Annotated in this window: 13 protein-coding genes; 8 read left to right on the top strand and 5 right to left on the bottom strand. The window is 68.6% G+C overall.

The window, feature by feature from the left end; all coding sequences use genetic code 11:
- The 3 genes from HWX31_RS15365 to HWX31_RS15355 all read right to left on the bottom strand — a co-directional run bounded on the left by HWX31_RS15365 (position 1) and on the right by HWX31_RS15355 (position 3,292).
- Complete coding sequence (locus tag HWX31_RS15365) at positions 1–1,350, bottom strand: reverse transcriptase family protein (protein WP_174960003.1); 1,350 nt, start codon at positions 1,348–1,350, stop codon at positions 1–3.
- A gap of 295 nt (positions 1,351–1,645) precedes the next feature.
- On the bottom strand, positions 1,646–2,053 hold the full coding sequence (locus HWX31_RS15360) for a VOC family protein (protein WP_174960193.1): 408 nt from the start codon (positions 2,051–2,053) through the stop codon (positions 1,646–1,648).
- 411 nt (positions 2,054–2,464) lie between these two features.
- Positions 2,465–3,292 carry an AraC family transcriptional regulator gene (locus HWX31_RS15355; RefSeq protein WP_174960001.1) on the bottom strand — a complete coding sequence of 276 codons (828 nt, stop codon included), beginning with the start codon at positions 3,290–3,292 and terminating at the stop codon, positions 2,465–2,467.
- 106 nt (positions 3,293–3,398) lie between these two features.
- Between HWX31_RS15355 and HWX31_RS15350 the strand changes: the two genes are divergently transcribed.
- Together HWX31_RS15350 and HWX31_RS15345 are read left to right on the top strand one after the other, a co-directional pair.
- Positions 3,399–4,103 (top strand): glutathione S-transferase family protein, encoded by a 705-nt coding sequence (locus HWX31_RS15350; RefSeq protein ID WP_174960191.1) that lies wholly within the window; start codon positions 3,399–3,401, stop codon positions 4,101–4,103.
- A 1-nt stretch (position 4,104) separates the two neighbouring features.
- Positions 4,105–4,803 (top strand): glutathione S-transferase N-terminal domain-containing protein, encoded by a 699-nt coding sequence (locus HWX31_RS15345; RefSeq protein WP_174959999.1) that lies wholly within the window; start codon positions 4,105–4,107, stop codon positions 4,801–4,803.
- A 154-nt stretch (positions 4,804–4,957) separates the two neighbouring features.
- Here HWX31_RS15345 and HWX31_RS15340 read toward each other — a convergent pair whose 3' ends face one another.
- Both HWX31_RS15340 and HWX31_RS15335 read right to left on the bottom strand, forming a co-directional pair.
- On the bottom strand, positions 4,958–6,418 hold the full coding sequence (locus HWX31_RS15340) for a mechanosensitive ion channel family protein (protein WP_174959997.1): 1,461 nt from the start codon (positions 6,416–6,418) through the stop codon (positions 4,958–4,960).
- Positions 6,419–6,744: 326 nt separating this feature from the next.
- The gene (locus tag HWX31_RS15335; protein ID WP_174959995.1) at positions 6,745–8,319 is read right to left on the bottom strand and encodes an MFS transporter; all 1,575 of its coding nucleotides are present in this window, start codon (positions 8,317–8,319) and stop codon (positions 6,745–6,747) included.
- Positions 8,320–8,363: 44 nt separating this feature from the next.
- Between HWX31_RS15335 and HWX31_RS15330 the strand changes: the two genes are divergently transcribed.
- The 6 genes from HWX31_RS15330 to HWX31_RS15305 all read left to right on the top strand — a co-directional run bounded on the left by HWX31_RS15330 (position 8,364) and on the right by HWX31_RS15305 (position 16,355).
- A complete protein-coding gene (locus HWX31_RS15330) occupies positions 8,364–9,431 on the top strand; it encodes an HlyD family secretion protein (RefSeq protein ID WP_174959993.1) in 1,068 nt (355 codons plus the stop codon).
- Complete coding sequence (locus HWX31_RS15325) at positions 9,428–10,837, top strand: efflux transporter outer membrane subunit (RefSeq protein WP_174959991.1); 1,410 nt, start codon at positions 9,428–9,430, stop codon at positions 10,835–10,837. The genes HWX31_RS15330 and HWX31_RS15325 overlap by 4 nt, the downstream gene beginning before the upstream one ends.
- A gap of 165 nt (positions 10,838–11,002) precedes the next feature.
- A complete protein-coding gene (locus tag HWX31_RS15320) occupies positions 11,003–12,136 on the top strand; it encodes an FAD binding domain-containing protein (protein ID WP_174959989.1) in 1,134 nt (377 codons plus the stop codon).
- Between the two features lie 180 nt (positions 12,137–12,316).
- Complete coding sequence (locus HWX31_RS15315; RefSeq protein ID WP_059617538.1) at positions 12,317–13,597, top strand: c-type cytochrome; 1,281 nt, start codon at positions 12,317–12,319, stop codon at positions 13,595–13,597.
- Complete coding sequence (locus HWX31_RS15310) at positions 13,594–14,094, top strand: (2Fe-2S)-binding protein (RefSeq protein WP_174959987.1); 501 nt, start codon at positions 13,594–13,596, stop codon at positions 14,092–14,094. Before HWX31_RS15315 ends, HWX31_RS15310 begins: the two co-directional genes overlap by 4 nt.
- On the top strand, positions 14,094–16,355 hold the full coding sequence (locus HWX31_RS15305; RefSeq protein ID WP_174959985.1) for a xanthine dehydrogenase family protein molybdopterin-binding subunit: 2,262 nt from the start codon (positions 14,094–14,096) through the stop codon (positions 16,353–16,355). The genes HWX31_RS15310 and HWX31_RS15305 overlap by 1 nt, the downstream gene beginning before the upstream one ends.
- Positions 16,356–16,373: the final 18 nt, after the last annotated feature.

Below are 16,373 nucleotides of genomic sequence, written 5' to 3'. Positions count from 1 at the left end.
TCAGGTGCCGATATCGCCCGCGTCCCACACGATCCGGTCGAAGATCGCCTGCAGCTTCATCCCGCGCGCCGCGTTCAGCATCGTCGCATGCGCGACGCGCCCGGCGAGATAGCCGCGGAAATCCGGATGCGCAGCGCGGTTCTGCGACGCCGGCCCGTGTCGCACGCAGTTGGTCAGTATCGCCTTCAGCGTGTCGAATTCGTCGCGCGCGAGATTCGGGTGCCGGTTGACGACCACGCCCGCAAGCCGCTGCCGCACGCCGCGCCGCATCACCCGGGTCTTGCGCAGTTGCAGTGCGAAGCCCTCCTCGAGCGCAATCGCGGCGACCCTGACCGTCATCCATTCCGTCGCGCGCGTCAGCACGGCGCCGCCGGAGAATGCGAGATCGTCGGCATAACGCGTGTAGGTCGCGTCGAGCGAGCGTGCGAGCGCGGCAAGCCGCGTGTCGAGCCGGTACGCGCACAGGTTGGCCAGCGCGGGCGACGTCGGTGCGCCCTGCGGGAGGTGCCGGTTGCGATAGCGCTGGCGGCCGGACCAGTCGAGCCGGTCGCGCAGGTCGGGCGCAAGGAGCCGCGCCGACGGCACGCGGTTGGTGCAAAGCGCGGTCAGCGTCCTGGCGACCTCGACCGGATAGCCGAGCGTATCGAACAGCGCATGGACTTTCGCCGCGCTGACCGACGCGAAGAAGTCGGCGAGGTCGAACCGGATCACGACTGCGCGATCCGCGTGCGGCGCGGCGAACGACACGATGCCGCGCCCCTTGCGAAAGCCGTGCGCGGCGTCGTGCGGCGCAACGCGATCGAGCAGCCCGTGCAGGATGCTGCGTTGCGCTTCGCGCAGACGGCCCTTCGGAATCTCGATCAGGCGACATCCGCCGTCGCGCTTGTCGAACGCGTGGTACGTGTAGTGATGCAGCGGCGTCTCGCTGCCGCGCGCGGCAACGCGCCACCGGTCCGCCAGCCAGTCGAGGTCGGGCACGGCGACGCCGAGCCAGCCGGCGAGCTCGCCGGGCGTCGGCCACTGCGGCAAATCGAGCGCGCCGAGCGCCGCCGGCAACGGCCGCTGCACCGCGGGGCGCGGCAGGATGCGGACGATCGCGGGCGGACTGTCGCTGCGCCATGCTGCGACAAATCCCGGCGCCTCGGCGACGAGCCGCGTCAGGTCGCCGGCCTCGACGGCGGCCCAGCGCGCGCCGAAACGCGCGACCGCGTCGCGCGCGACGTCGAGCAGCCACGCCGGCGCATCGCCGAGCACGGCCGCCATGCGCGCGGCCACGCCGCCGGGGTCCGGCGGCCCGGCCAGCATCGCATCGGCGATCGTGCGCGCGGTGTCGTATACGGATGAACGCATGAATATGGATGGGCGGGACGATGAGCCAACGTGCCTGGTGCTGCGAGAGCTGTCTTGCGCAACGCGCAATCGCGGCTCTTGCGACGCATCGGGGAGTCGATCTCATCCACGGGGTAGCCCCGTAGTCCTGGAACATGCGCTGCCTGCTCCGGGGGTGTGCTTGACCCACCGCCCCGCGACGCGAATGTAACGGTCGCAGGGCGGCAGTGTCAACCTCGCCATGACATGCCGCCGCACGGAATCGGCAGTAGAACTGATCATCCGGGTCCGGAACCGGCCGATGAACGACCGGGAATCAGTCGTCGAACGTGCCGCGGTATTCCGGTGCGGCGTCCGCGCGCGTGTTCAATTCGAACATCGCGCCGCCCGGCGCGCGGCAGAAGAAGCGCGAACCGCGTCCGTTGTTGAAGATCTCCGTTTCCATCTCGACGCCCTCTTCCTTGAAGCGCTCATACAGCTCGCGAACGGCATCGAGGCTCGGCAGCTCGAACCCGGCATGAAACGCCTTCGGCCAGGCGGGCACGGTGTCGCCGGCGTGATCGATGACCACGTCGAAACCGGCACGCTTGAGGATGTAGGACTGTTGCCAGCTTCCCGCGATCGTGAAACCCAGATACCGCTCGAAGAATCTGGCGGTCGCGAGCGTGTCGGCGGAGGGGAAGCTCAGGTGATTGAGCTTCATGGTTCGGGTGACGTCGGTCATGTTCGATCTCTCGTGCAGTGGCGGTGGCCCGATGCCGTTACCGCCTGAGGACGTCAGAATATAAGCGGTGGCCCGCTCCCAACAACTCGCATTCGGCGCGCGCGCCGGCCTGGCGAGGAAGCCGCGCCAGGCGGCTGTCCGGACCATGCGCTGCCCTTGCCCGGCTTTCGGCTACTCGCATTCTCGAGGGCTTCGCCGGACGCGCGCGTCGGCGTCATCCCCCGCCCTCCCCCGGATAAGGCCCCCCGAATCCGACTAAAAGTGAATTTCGAATGCATCCGGTTTGCAATTTTTCGGCGCGGTCAGGATAAGTTTTCTTATCTTAACGATCGTATTTTGAAGCGAAACTGGCGACCACGAAAACGCACCCGACTACGTCGCGCCGGATCTCGATAACCACAGCTCGTCGGCCTACCCGCGCTGCAGCGCGAGCCACTGCGTCGGCGTCAGCCCGACGCCTTGCGCAAACGCCCGCGCGAGCGCGCTGGCGCTGCCGTAGCCGACTTCGGCGGCAACCAGCTTGACCGGCCGGCCGCGGCGCAGCAGCGACTTCGCGAGCCCGATCCGCCACTGCAGCAGGTATTCGCCCGGCGGCACGCCGACGATGTCCGCGAAATGCGCGGCAAACCGCGACCGGGACATGCCGGCCGTCCCGGCCATGTCCTCGAGCGTCCAGTTGCGCGACGGGTCCGAATGGAGCGCGGTCAGCGCCTTGCCGAGCCGCGGATCGGACAGGCCGGCGAGCGAGCCGGTATCGACGAGCTGCTTGCGCATCGCATGGCGGAGCATCTGGACCATCAGCACTTCGACGAGCCGGTTGACCATCGCGTGATGGCCGCAGGCCGGCTCGAGCGCTTCGGCGAACAGCAGTTGCTGGACCGCGTCGAGCGACGGCACGCAGTTCAGCGGCGTGACCAGCAGGTCAGGCATGCTGCGCAGCAGCGGATTCTCGTCGCGAGACCCGAAGGCAATGCGCGCGGACACGAGATCGGCCGGCGTGTGCGCCCCCATGTCGACCCGGCAGGACTGGGGCCGCGGCAGGAACAGCATGCTCGGCGCGTCGATCGTCTGGCGTCCGGTCGCGGCCCCGGTCACGACGATCCGCCCGGCGCGCAACAGGTGCAGATGGCCGGCCCCGTCGTGGCTGCCGGCATCGTCGACGCTGCATGCGCTGTGGTCGGAGAACACGCGCGCTTGCAGGTCGAAGCGGCTGATGAGATTGGAGAGTCGATCTGGCATGGGACGATTGGTTGCGATTTTCGGACTTATTGTAACTTGCCATCCCGTCGATTCCGGTAGATTGGAGCCCTTGGTTCAACCCTACTTCAACGAAGGAATCACGCCGATGATCCAGTTCCACTACCACCCTTCCCCGAATCCCGCCAAGGTCGCGCTGTTCCTGGAAGAAGCCGGGCTGCCGTACGAGCTGGTGCCGGTCGATACGCGCAAGGGCGAACAGCACTCGGCCGCATTCAGGGCGATCAACCCGAACGCGAAGACGCCCGCGATCGTCGACGGCGACGCCACGGTGTTCGACAGCAACGCGATCCTGCTGTACCTCGCCGAAAAGACCGGCCGGTTCCTCCCCGACGACACGCCGGCCGCGCGCGGCGCGATGCTGTCGTGGCTGATGTTCGTCGCGACCGGCATCGGCCCGTATGCGGGACAGGCGGTGCACTTCAAGCACCACGCGCCGGAGCCGAACGCGTACGCGATCAACCGTTACGACTTCGAGGCGTGGCGGCACTGGCGCATCGTCGACGAGCGACTCGCGACGTCGCGCTACATGCTCGGCGACACGTACACGCTGGTCGACATGGCGGTGTGGGGCTGGGCGCGCGCGGTGCCGTTCGTGCTCGGCGAAGCCGCGTGGGAACAACTGCCGAACGTGAAGCGCCTGCTCGACGAAATCAGTGCGCGGCCGGCCGCGCAGCGCGCCGAGGCGCTGAAGGCGCGCCACGCGTTCAAGCTCGAGATGGACGACGAGGCCCGCCGCGCGATGTTCCCGCAGAACGCGCGGCTCGCGGCCGGCGCCGCGACCGGAGCGTGACATGCTCGACCTCTACTACTGGACGACGCCCAACGGGCACAAGGTGACGATGTTCGTTGAGGAAGCCGGGCTGCCGTACCGGATCGTCCCGGTGAACATCGGCCGCGGCGAGCAGTTCGCGCCCGACTTCCTGCGCATCGCGCCGAACAACCGGATTCCCGCGCTCGTCGACCGGGCGCCGGCCGACGGCGGCGAGCCGCTGTCGATCTTCGAATCGGGCGCGATCCTGCTGTATCTCGCGGACAAGACCGGCCGCTTCATTCCGCAGGACCTGCGCGGCCGCAATCTCGTGCTGCAGTGGCTGTTCTGGCAGATGGGCGGGCTCGGGCCGATGGCCGGGCAGAACCATCATTTCGCGCAGTACGCGCCCGAACCGCTGCCGTATGCGATCGATCGCTACGTGAAGGAGACGTCGCGGCTGTACGGCGTGCTCGACAAGCAGCTGTCGGACGGCCGCGACTACATCGCGGGCGATTACTCGATCGCCGATATCGCATGCTATCCGTGGATCGTGCCGCACGAGCGCCAGCGTCAGCGTCTCGACGATTTCCCTTATCTCGCGCGGTGGTTCGAGCGGATCGGTGCGCGGCCGGCGACGACCCGCGCGTACGAGCGCGCGAAGGAAATCAACGTGACGCCCGTCGTCGACGAGCAATCGCGCAGCATCCTGTTCGGGCAATCCGCCGCGACGGTGCGCTGACGCGACGCCGGCGATGCAGCGCACAGATGGACCGCGCATGCGTCGCCACGAGAACGGCCGCTTGCAAGGCGCGCAATGCGGCAAGCGGCCGTTCTCGACAGCCCGGCCGCAATCGGTCGCCGCATATCAGGCGATCGAAATCAGGCGACCGAAATCAGGCGATCGAATCGTGAAAGCGCTTCATCTCCTTCTCGATCCACGCAACCAGGCTGAACGACGCATGCTCCTTCACGGCCGGCGGAATCATCATCTTCTCCTCCGTCGCGATGTGCTCGGTGAGGGATTCGCACATCAATCTGCCGAGTTCGGGTTTTTTGCCGATGAGCATGGACAGGTCGCGACTTCGTAGCTGATAGACCGTCATGGCGGTCATGGCGTAAACGGTCGCGTGAAGCCGCGTGCCGGCGAGCACGACCGACTGGCCGATCGCATCGCCGGGCGCCATCCGCCTGACCTCCACGTCGCCCGTCGCGCCGGGTACGCGCACCGACGCCACGCCGGATTCGACGATCGTCAGCAGGCGCGTATCGGAATCCGACGCATAGATCACATCGCCCTTGCCGAACACGCGTGATGTGAGCGTGTCGGCCAGCGCTGCCAGATCCTCGTCGTCGAGACGCGTGAAAAGTTCGACCGCGCGCAGCAGCCGCTGACGGCGCGAAGCGGGACGGCGATCCGCGGACGTCCCTGCGAGCGGGCGCAACGCAACGTCCGCGGCTGCCAGATGCCGATGGGCCAGATCGTAAAGCCGGTTGCGCACGGCCGCCTTCTTTTGCAGCGCATCGACGTAACAGATGAGCTCGTATTCGACCGAGTTTGTCCTGAACGCCTTGACGAGCGCGATCGGTTCCGGACTGGTCAGCACGTCCGGCGAACTGGCGGCGGCCCGGTCGAGCGCATCGATGACGATGGCGGGCCGCACTTCGGGATCGATCTCGAGTGTCAGCGTCACGCCATGCGTGTTCGCGGGTTCGCTGAGGTTGACGATCGTCGCCTTGGCGGCGGCGCTGTTCGGCACGACGACCAGGTTGCCGAGGCTGTTGATCATCTTCGTCGCGCGCCAGTTGCTTTCGACGATCCGCCCTTCCAGACCGCCGATGGACACCGTATCGTTCAGGCGAAACGGCTGCGTGGTGTTCAGGACCAGGCCGGAGAACACGTCGTTCAGCGTGTTCTGGACGGCGAGACCCAGTATCACGGCCACGGCGCCGGATGTCGCGACCAACCCGCTCAGCGGCAGTCCGAGCACATAGCCCAATGCGGCAACCGCGGCGGCGCCGAACACGACGCCGGCGGCGATATCGTGGAACAGCCGCTGACTGCGCCATGCCCGCGGCAGCAGATGATCGAGCATCAGGCTGAAAACGATCGCGCACTGCAGCCACCACGCGACGCAGATCGCCTGGATGGCAAGTCGACCGAAGCGGTCGGGCGACGCGGGCACCGCGAGCGGGCTGACGCCGGTCGCGAAAAGCACGTACGTCAGCGCCGCGAACGCCGCGCATCGCCATGCCGCGCCGGCGGTGGAGCGGCCTGGCCCCAGCAGCCGCCACGCGGCAACGTCGGCAAGTACGATCGGCGCGCCGTACGCGACCGTGTCGGAGAGGATCAGCATATCGAAGCGGGACTCGGGCACGCATGGCGACCGATGACGACTGCGCGTCGCCGCATGGCATCGGCCTGTCTTGCATTCAATGGATTCGTCGACGTCGACCGAGCGGCCGTGCAGGCAGGCCTCCTGCCCGCGCTCCCGCTGACGATCTCCGTATCGGCAATGTAGGCGCGCCGACGGCGCGTGTCCTGAGTTCAGGCTGAAATGTTCTGAATTCCGCGGCGGCCGTTCAGCACGTTTCAGGACGATTCAGGCCGCGGCGATTCCGTTTTGGCGCGCGATCGCTAACATCGTCGATGCGGGAAATCCGCCGGCCCGGCATCCGGCGCTCAACGCGAACGCACCGGCTTGAGCAGCATGCCGATCAGCGCCCCGGCGACGGCGAATGCCGTCGCGACCCGAAAGTTGTCGGCAAGCGCGAGCGTCGTCGCCTGGACGCGAACCGCCCGATCGAGGAGCGCATAGGCAGCCTGGCCGCCCACCGTGACAGTCGCGCCGTGCGAAACGAGCGACGCCGCGCCGGCTCGCAGCCGCTCGAGCGTTTCCGGATCCGACAGCGTGACATGCAGACCGACGAGATTCGAATGGGTAGCCTCCATGATGCGCTGAATCACCGCGATCGACGCCGTGCCGAGCTGTCCGCTCAGCAGGCGCGCGGTCTGCACGACCGCGCCGAACGTCAGCGCATGCTCGGCGGTCACGTGCTTGCCGAAGAAGTACACGACGGACGTGAGCGCCATCGTCTGCCCCAGCGCCTGGAGCATCTGCGACGGAATGAAATCGGATTCGGCCCAGACGGGCGTGAGGCGCGAACCGAGCGCGAAAGCCACCGCGACCATCACGAAGCCGGCCACGATCAGCCGGCGGGGATCGACGCGCTGCAGCAGCCATGCCACGCACGGCGCGAACAGGAGCTGCGGCATCGCGATCCAGCGGAGCGTGTCGCCGATCTGCAGCGGACGCAGCCCGTACGTGCTCGCGAGAAACACCGACGGAATGAAGCTCGTATTGAGCACGGTGAAGCGCACGAGGCCGACGAGCAGGAGCAGCAGCGCGACGTTGGGCCGCACGAGGTAGCCGAGGTCGAGACCCGCCTGCCGCGATGCCAGTTCGTGGATCAGGAAGGCCGCGACCATCAGGATGCCGATGCACAGCAGCGCGACGATCAGCGGCGACTGGAGCCAGAACAGCCGTTCGCCCTGATCGAGCGCCACGCACAGGCAGGCGAAGCCGCCGGCGCCGAGCAGCATGCCGCGGTAGTCGATGCCGGTCGCGAAGCGCTTGATCGGCTCGTTGGACAGCGACAGCATCAGGCAGACGATGAACGGCACGGTCAGCAGCGCGTTCTGCCAGAACAGCCAGCGCCAGCTCAGGTGTTCGCTGTACCAGCCCTCGAGCGTCGCCGACAGGTTGAGCGACATTTCGAGGTTCATCGCATAGGCGGCGATGCCGAACGGAATGAGCCGCGGCGGCAGCGTGCGGACGACGAACCCGACGGTCAACGGCACGAACACGCCGGACGCGAGCCCGGCAATGCTCTGGAACACGATGAACGTGCCGAAGTTCGTGCACGTCGGCAGCGCGCTTTCGGCGCAGAGAAACACCGCGGCTCCCGCCAGCAGCACGCGACGCGTGCCGAACATGAAGGCCGCCGCGATCGCGAGCGGTCCGACGAACATCTGCGACGCGGTGAACGCCGTGTTGATCCACGCGCCCTCGTCGAACCCGACGCCGAGTGCGCCGCGCACGTCGGCAAGTCCGAGCGACGTGATGCGCGATGTCAGCGTCGAAATGATTGCGCCGAGCAGCACGGCCGCGATCGCCGCGATCGAACGAAGCGTCGGTATGTCCGACGACGCGCCGGTGGTCGGCGCCGCGCTGTCGGTGGCGTACGTGGTGTTCATCGTCGATCGGCTCCCGCAAATAAAGCTCGCGCAAGCATAGCGCGATGTTCCGTAACCTGTCTGTTCGATGGAGTTTCCCGACCGTGAACCCGATTTCCCCGGACACGCCGTCCGTTCCCGCCGCGCGCTCGCGCAGGCTCCCGATCGTGCTGATTGCCGGATTCGCGCTCGTGCTCGTCGCGCTGCTGATCTACGAATTCGAGGCACGCGATCGCGGCACCGACGATGCGTATGTGACGGGTCACCTGCACGTGATTTCCCCGCGCGTGGCCGGCACGGTCGAGCGCGTGCTGGTGGACGACAATCAGTTCGTGCATGCGGGCGACCCGCTGGTTCAGCTCGACATGCGCGATTTCGACGTGCGCGTCGCGCTGCAGCGAGCACGCGTCGCACAGGCGCGCTCCGATGCCGGCCGCGCGCGTGCGCTGGTCGAGCAGGCCGACGCCACGCGCGTGTCGGCGCACGCCGATGCCGAAAAGGCCGAACTCGATTACGCTCGGGCGCGCGAACTGACCCGCGAGACGCCGCGCGGCTTGTCGAAGCAGGAATACGATGCGGCCGACGCGGCGCGCAAGTCCGCGCATGCACGGATCGCGGCAGCGGATGCGCAACGACGCAGCGCGCTGGCCGCCTGGCAGGCGGCCGATGCCGTGTCGGGCCAGAACGACGCCGAGTTGCGCGATGCGCTGCTCCAGCGCCAGTACACGACGGTTGTCGCGCCGTCGGACGGCTACGTCGGCAAGAAGACCGTCGAAACCGGCGAACATGTGTCGCCGGGCCAGGCGCTGCTCACGCTCGTCGAGCCGCGCGCGTGGGTCGTCGCGAATTTCCGCGAAACCCAGCTCCGGCGCGTTCGCGCGGGCGACGCCGTGCAATTGCGCTTCGATGCGCTTCCGGGCCTGACCTTCGGCGGGCGTATCGACAGCCTGTCGCCCGCGACCGGGGGGCAATTCTCGCTGTTGCCGCCCGATAACGCGACGGGCAATTTCACGAAGGTCACGCAGCGCGTGCCGGTCAAGATCCTGCTCGACGGCCGGGCGGCGGCCGAGCCGCGCATCCGGCCCGGGCTGTCGGTCGTCGTCACGCTGCAACGCGGCCGCGAGTATCCATGAACCGCTCGATTGCCTTGCTCGTCGCCTGCGTGCTGAGCGGCTGCACGATCGCACCGCAGCCCCTCGCCCCTGTACCGCTCGGCCTCGACCGGTACCGCCACGCGGACATGCCGCCGGAGCGCCGGCCGTCGCTTGCCCGGTGGCCCGCGTTGTTCGGCGATCCGCATCTCGACGCGCTCGTCGATGCCGCGCTCGCGCACAATTTCGATATCCGCGCCGCTGCGGCACGCGTCGATCAGGCGCAGGCGCTGCTCGGCGTGCGCGAGGCCGTGCTGGCGCCAACCGTGAGCGTCGATCCGTCGTTCAGTCGGGCGCGCGCGTCCGGCACGGTCGACAACGCATTGCCGAAACGCATGATGCGCAACTGGTCGGTTCCGTTTGCGGCGCGCTATGAAGTCGATCTGTGGGGCCGCCTGCGCGGCGATGCGGATATCGGCCGGCAGAACGTGCTGCAGGCAGCCGCGGACAGCGATAGCGTCCGCCTGCGCGTCGCGATCGACGTCGCGAGCGATTACCTGACGCTCCATTACGTCGAACAGGACCTCGCGACGCTCGCCCGCGCGATCGAGCTGAGACGCACTGCGCTCGACGTGATCGCCGCGCGCGTGCGGGCCGGCGCCGCCAGCGATCTCGACGCGCTGCGCGCGGCGGCCGACCTCGATACGGCCCGCGCCGATCTCGCGGACAGCCGGCGGCTGCGCGAAAATCTCGCCGACGCGCTCGCCGTGCTGACCGGCGTCTCGCCCACCGCGTTCGACGTGGCGCCGACCGCGGCAACCCTCCGCGTGCCGGACGTTCCGCCCGGCCTGCCGTCCACGCTGCTCGCGCAACGGCCGGACGTATTCGCGGCCGCGCGACGCGTCGATGCGGCGTCCCTCGAACTCGGCGTCGCGCGCACCGCGTGGCTGCCGACGCTGACGCTGACCGCCCAGGGCGGGTTCGCGAGCCGCGACCTCGGCGCGTTTCTCGACCGCAACAGTTCGCTGTGGGGCCTTGGCGCAAGCGTCGCCGAGACGTTGCTCGACGGCGGCAAGCGCCAGGCCGCCGTCGCCGCGGCGGCGGCGGGTGCGGCCATTGCAGACGCAAACTATCGCGCAACTTCGATCGGCGCGCTGCGCGAGGTGCAGGACGCACTCAACGACATCGCGGCGCAGAAGGAGCGGATCGCGCGCTACGACAGTGCGGCGCACGCCACCGAAGCGGCGGCGAGACTGTCGTCGAGCCGCTACGGCCACGGTTACGTCAGCTATCTCGAGGTCATCGACGCCGACCGTGACGCGCTGAATGCGCGCCGTCAGCTGATCCACAGCCGCCAGGCGCTCGCCATCGCGACGTTGAGCCTCGTGCGCGCGTTGGGTGGCGGCTGGATGCCGCCCGCGTCGGACGCAGATCCTGAAAAAAGATAAACGCGCAATCCGGCGACGATCAATCCGTGCCGCGACCGAGTCATGTGTCCGCCATCCCGACTCGACGTCGGTACGGGTTGCGTTGTCGCGCTTAATAAGAATTAAGGCCCGGCCGCAAAGCGATCGTGCACAATCGAATCCGCGCAAGAACCGAGGCCACGCACGATGAAGATAGTCATTGCAGGAGGCTCGATCGCGGGCCTCGCGGCCGCGTTGACGCTCGATTGCATCGGGCACGACGTGACCGTCTACGAGCGCTCGCCCAACCCGCTGCGCGGCCAGGGCGGCGGTGTGGCCGTGCTGCGGCGCATGATGGCGTTTCTCGAACAGCATGGCCGGCATTGCCGCCGCATGATCAGCGTGCCGACGCATCGGCGGCGATGGATCGATCGTCAAGGCGCCGTCACGCGCGACGAACCCGAGATGTTGCCGTTCTCGTCGTGGGACGCCGTCTACCGCTCGCTGTGCGATACGCTGCCGCCGGGACGGATCCGCTACGGCCGCGCGATCACCGGCTTCGACCAGCACGCCGACGGCATCGACGTGCACGTCGAAGACGAACGCGTCCGCGCGGATCTCCTGATCGCGGCCGACGGCGCGGGATCGAGCCTGCGCACGCGGCTCTTCCCCGGCTACGCGCCGTCGTTCGCCGGCTATGTCGCGTGGCGCGGCATCGTCGACGAAGCCGCGCTCGACGCGGCCGCGATCGCGTCGCTGGTCGAGAACATGACGCTTCACAAGGCGCCGGGCGAACTGTTCATGGCGTTTCTGATTCCCGCGCTGGACGGCTCGCTCGAACCCGGCGCACGCCGCTTCAACTGGCTCTGGTATCGCAACGAAGCGGACCCCGATGCGCTGCGCCGCCACCTGACCGATCGCGACGGACGCGTCCATCACGCGTCGGTCCATCCGGGACAGCTCGCCGACGACAGCACCGCGTCGCTGCGGCAACTGGCCGCCGAGCGGTTGCCGCCCGTGCTGTCGCAACTGGTGCTCGCGACGCGCGCGCCGTTCGTGCAGGCGATTTTCGACGCGATGAGCCCCGACTTCGTCGGCGGCCGCGTCGCGCTGGTCGGCGACGCCGCATGCACCGTGCGCCCGCATACGGCGTCGGGCACGTCGAAGGCGGCCCAAGACGCCGTGTCGCTCGCCGAAGCGCTGCCGCCCGATGCGGCCGATGTGGTCGAGCGCCTCGCGCGCTGGTCGGCGCAGCGGCGCACGGAAGTGACGACGCTGCTCGCGAAAGGACCGCAGCTCGCCGCATCGTTCGGGCTCGGCACATCGATTCACGACGATTGATTGGCGTAGTTCGGCCTGTCGTCCTGATTCAGAACGTTTCAGCCTCGCTTCAAGATATGACGTCGACGCTGGCATAGACTGCCTGCACCCAACGCCGCGCCGGCCATCGCCCGCGCGCGGCCTCCCTCCCTGGAGTGACGACATGATCCCCATTGCGATTCGCCGCCGCGCGGAGCCCGCATGAAGCACAAAAAACTCTGGTTCGGCGCGGCCGGCGTTGCGATCGCAGGCCTCGCGATCGCGATCGGCATCATGGTGCAGCCGTCGATCGCACCGATCGACCCGCCCGCGCGCACGTCGTTCGATCCGCAGCTCGTGCGCGCGGGCGCGCGCGTCGTCGCACTCGGCGACTGCGTCGTCTGCCACACCGCGAAGGACGGCCGGCCGTTCGCCGGCGGGCTGCCGCTCGCGACGCCGTTCGGCACGATCTACGCGACCAACATCACGCCGGACCCCGACACCGGCATCGGCCGCTGGTCGCGCGACGCGTTCGCGCGCGCGCTGCGCAGCGGGATCGCCCGCGACGGCCACCTGCTCTACCCGGCATTTCCGTATATTCATTTCACGCGGATGACCGACGACGACATCGCGGCCGCCTATGCGTACCTGATGACCCGCGAGCCCGTTCGCGCGGCCGCGCCGGCGAACGACCTGATCTTCCCGCTCAACTTCCGTCCGCCGCTGGCGTTCTGGAACATCCTGTTCCTGCGCAAGGGCGCGTACCAGCCCGACGCGACGCAATCCGCGCAATGGAACCGCGGCAAGCTGCTCGTCGACGGCCTCGGCCACTGCGCGTCCTGCCATTCGCCGCTGAACGCGATCGGCGGCGAACAGGCCGGCAAGGCGTTCGACGGCGGCATCGTCGACGGCTGGGAAGCGCCGCCGCTCAATACGCTCGGCCATGCGACGCGCCCGTGGACGCAGGCGCAGCTCGTCACGTACCTGCGCACCGGCCGCGCGAGCGAGCACGGCGCGGCGGCCGGGCCGATGCTCCCCGTCACGCGCGATCTCGCGACGGTGCCGGTCGAGGACGTCGAGGCGATCGCCGCCTACATCCTGTCGATCCAGAAGCCGGCCGGCGCACGGCCCGCGACGCCCGTCGCCGCGCGCAATGCGGCGACGCCCGACGAACATCGCGGCGCGGTGCTGTTCCAGGCGTCGTGCGCGCAGTGCCACGGGCCCGCGTCGCCGATGCAGGCGATCGGCGAACGGCCGACGCTCGCGTTCAGCACGGCCGTCAGCGCCGATACGCCGCGCAACGCGATCCAGATGATGTTCAACGGGATCGGCTGGCATGGCGAAGACTCACTGAATTACATGCCGTCGTATCTCGACCAGTACGACGACGCCCAGATCGCGGACCTTGCCGCGTACATTCGCGCGGCCTACTCCGACCGGCCCGCGTGGACCGGCGTCGAAGCGATGGCCGCGAAGCTCAGAAAGGAGGACAGCGCGCGATGATCACCCTCAACGTGAACGGCGTGCAGCACACGCTCGACATCGATCCGTCCACGCCGCTGCTCTATGCATTGCGCAACGACCTGCATCTGCACGGCGCGAAGTTCGGCTGCGGGCTCGGACAATGCGGCGCCTGCACCGTGATCGTCGACGACAAGCCGATGTTCTCGTGCCTGCTGCCGGTCGCCGCCGTCGGCACGCGCCGCGTCAGGACCATCGAGAGCCTCGGCACCGCCGAGCATCCGGGCCCGCTGCAGCGCGCGTTCATCGATCACCAGGCCGCGCAGTGCGGCTACTGCATCGCGGGGATGATCATGCGCGCGCAGGCGCTGCTCGAGCGCAATCCGAAGCCGACCGAGCACGAGCTGCGCACGCACATGGAACCCAATCTGTGCCGTTGCGGCACCCACATGCGAATCCTGGCAGCCGTGCGCCAGGTCGCGGGCCTGCCCGAGCCGGAGCCCGGCTCCGCCCCTGTCATGATCAACAAGGCACTGTAATGAACGCTCACGACGACATCGACGAAGGCCGCCGGCACTTCATGGTTTCCGGCGCGCTGTTCGTCGCGTTCAGCCTCGCGCCGGCCGCCCGCGCCGCCGCCCAGGTCGTGATCGCGGACGAAGGCGCCGCCGTGCACGTGTCGAAAGCCACGGCAACGCTCGCCGGCAGCCTGAAGACCAACCCGCTGCTCGACGCGTGGATCAGGATCACGCCCGACGGCAAGGTCACCGTGTTCACGGGCAAGGTCGAGCTCGGCACCGGCGTGCGCACCGCGCTGCTGCAGGTGGCCGCCGAGGAGCTCGGGATGAAGCCCTCGCTGATCACCTTCCTCACCGCCGATACGGGCGCGTCGCCCGACGAGGGCTTGACCGCCGGCAGCCACACGATGGCGGACAGCGGCTCCGCGTTGCTGAATGCCGCCGCGCAGGTGCGCGGGCTGCTGGTCGACGCGGCGGCGAAGCAGTTCGGCATCGACGCGCGCCTGCTGACGACCGCCGACGCCGTGATCAAGGCGCCGGACGGCCGCACGATGCGCTACGGCGACGCGGTGCGCAGCGTCGACCTGCATCGCAGCGCGACCCCGACGTCGCCGCTGAAGGATCCGGCCACGTTCGCCGTGATCGGCACGTCGCTGCCGCGCGTCGACATTCCGAACAAGGTCACGGGCGGCGTCAGCTACGTGCAGGACATGACGCTGCCGGACATGCTGCATGCGCGCGTCGTGATGCCGCCCGTATACGACGCGAAGCTGCTCGCGTTCGACGAGGCCGCGATCCTGAAGCTGCCCGGCGTCGTGCGGATCGTGCGCAACGGCAGCATGCTCGCGGTCGTCGCGCGCGGCGAATGGCAGGCCGTCGTCGCGCAGCGCGCGCTGGCCGCCGGCTGCCGCTGGTCGCCCGGCCGGCCGCTGCCCGATCGCAAGACGGTTCACGACGACCTGAAGCGGATCGCGACGCAGCGCATCGAGATCGCCAACGCGCATGCGACGACCGCGCCGGCCACGAAAACGCTCACCGCGACGTTCCTGAAGAACTACCTGCTGCACGGCTCGATCGGGCCGTCGTGCGCGGTCGCCCGGCTCGAGAACGGCATGCTGACCGTGTGGACCCACTCGCAGGGCGTCTACCCGCTGCGCGACGCGCTCGCGGAGATGCTGTCGATGCCGAAGGCGAGCGTGCGCTGCATCCATACCGAAGGATCGGGCTGCTACGGGCACAACGGCGCGGACGACGCGGCCGCGCACGCGGCGCTGATCGCGGCCGCGATGCCCGGCAAGCCGATTCGCGTGCAGTGGATGCGCGAGCAGGAACATACGTGGGACCACTTCACGCCGGCGATGGTGACCGAACTCAGCGCGTCGCTCGATGCGAGCGGCCACATCGTCGACTGGAACTACGCGTTGTGGAGCAGTTCGCACAACGAGCGGATCGTCAACGCCGGCCGGCTGCTGCCCGCGCGCATGCTCGAGCCGCCGTTCGTGCCTGCGCCGTCGACGCCGATGGTGCAGCCCGAGGGCGGCGGCGACCGCAACGCGATCCCGCTGTATGCGCTGCCCAACCTGCACGTCGTCAACAATTTCTCGCCGACGATGCCGCTGCAGACCTCGGCGATGCGCTCGCTCGGCGCGCACACGAACGTGTGGGCGATCGAGAGCTTCATGGACGAGCTCGCGCACGCGGCCGGCGTCGATCCGGTCGAGTTCCGGCTGCGCCACATGCAGGACCCCCGCGCGCGTCACGTGATCCAGCTCGCCGCGACGCGCTTCGGCTGGCCGCGGCCGCCGCGCGCGCGCAACCGCGGGGTCGGCTTCGCGTTCGGCAAGTACAAGAACCTGATGGCCTACGTCGCGCTCGCGGTCGAGATTTCGGTCGTGCCGGAAACCGGCCACGTGACGCTCGAACACGCGGAAGCCGCGGTCGACGCGGGCCAGATCGTGTCGCCGGACGGCATTCGCAACCAGATCGAGGGCGGCATCGTGCAGGCCGCGAGCTGGACGTTGTACGAGGCGCTGCAATACGACACGCAGCGCATTCGCAGCTTCGACTGGAGCAGCTATCCGATCCTGCGCTTCTCGGCCGCGCCGCAGAGCATGAAGGTCCATCTGATCAACCGTCCCGGCGCGCCGTTCCTCGGCGCGGCGGAGGCGTCGATGGGGCCGACCGCCGGCGCGCTGGCCAACGCGATCTTCGATGCGACCGGCCAGCGCATGCGTGAAATGCCGTTCGCCGGCGACGGGCTCCGCAAGCGCATCGACGCATAGCGGCACGCACTCGACAGC

This window comes from Burkholderia ubonensis, assembly GCF_902833085.1.
Taxonomy (GTDB): domain Bacteria; phylum Pseudomonadota; class Gammaproteobacteria; order Burkholderiales; family Burkholderiaceae; genus Burkholderia; species Burkholderia ubonensis.
The sequence above is the reverse complement of the archived record's forward strand: the minus strand, read 5'-3'. Positions and strand labels throughout refer to the sequence as shown.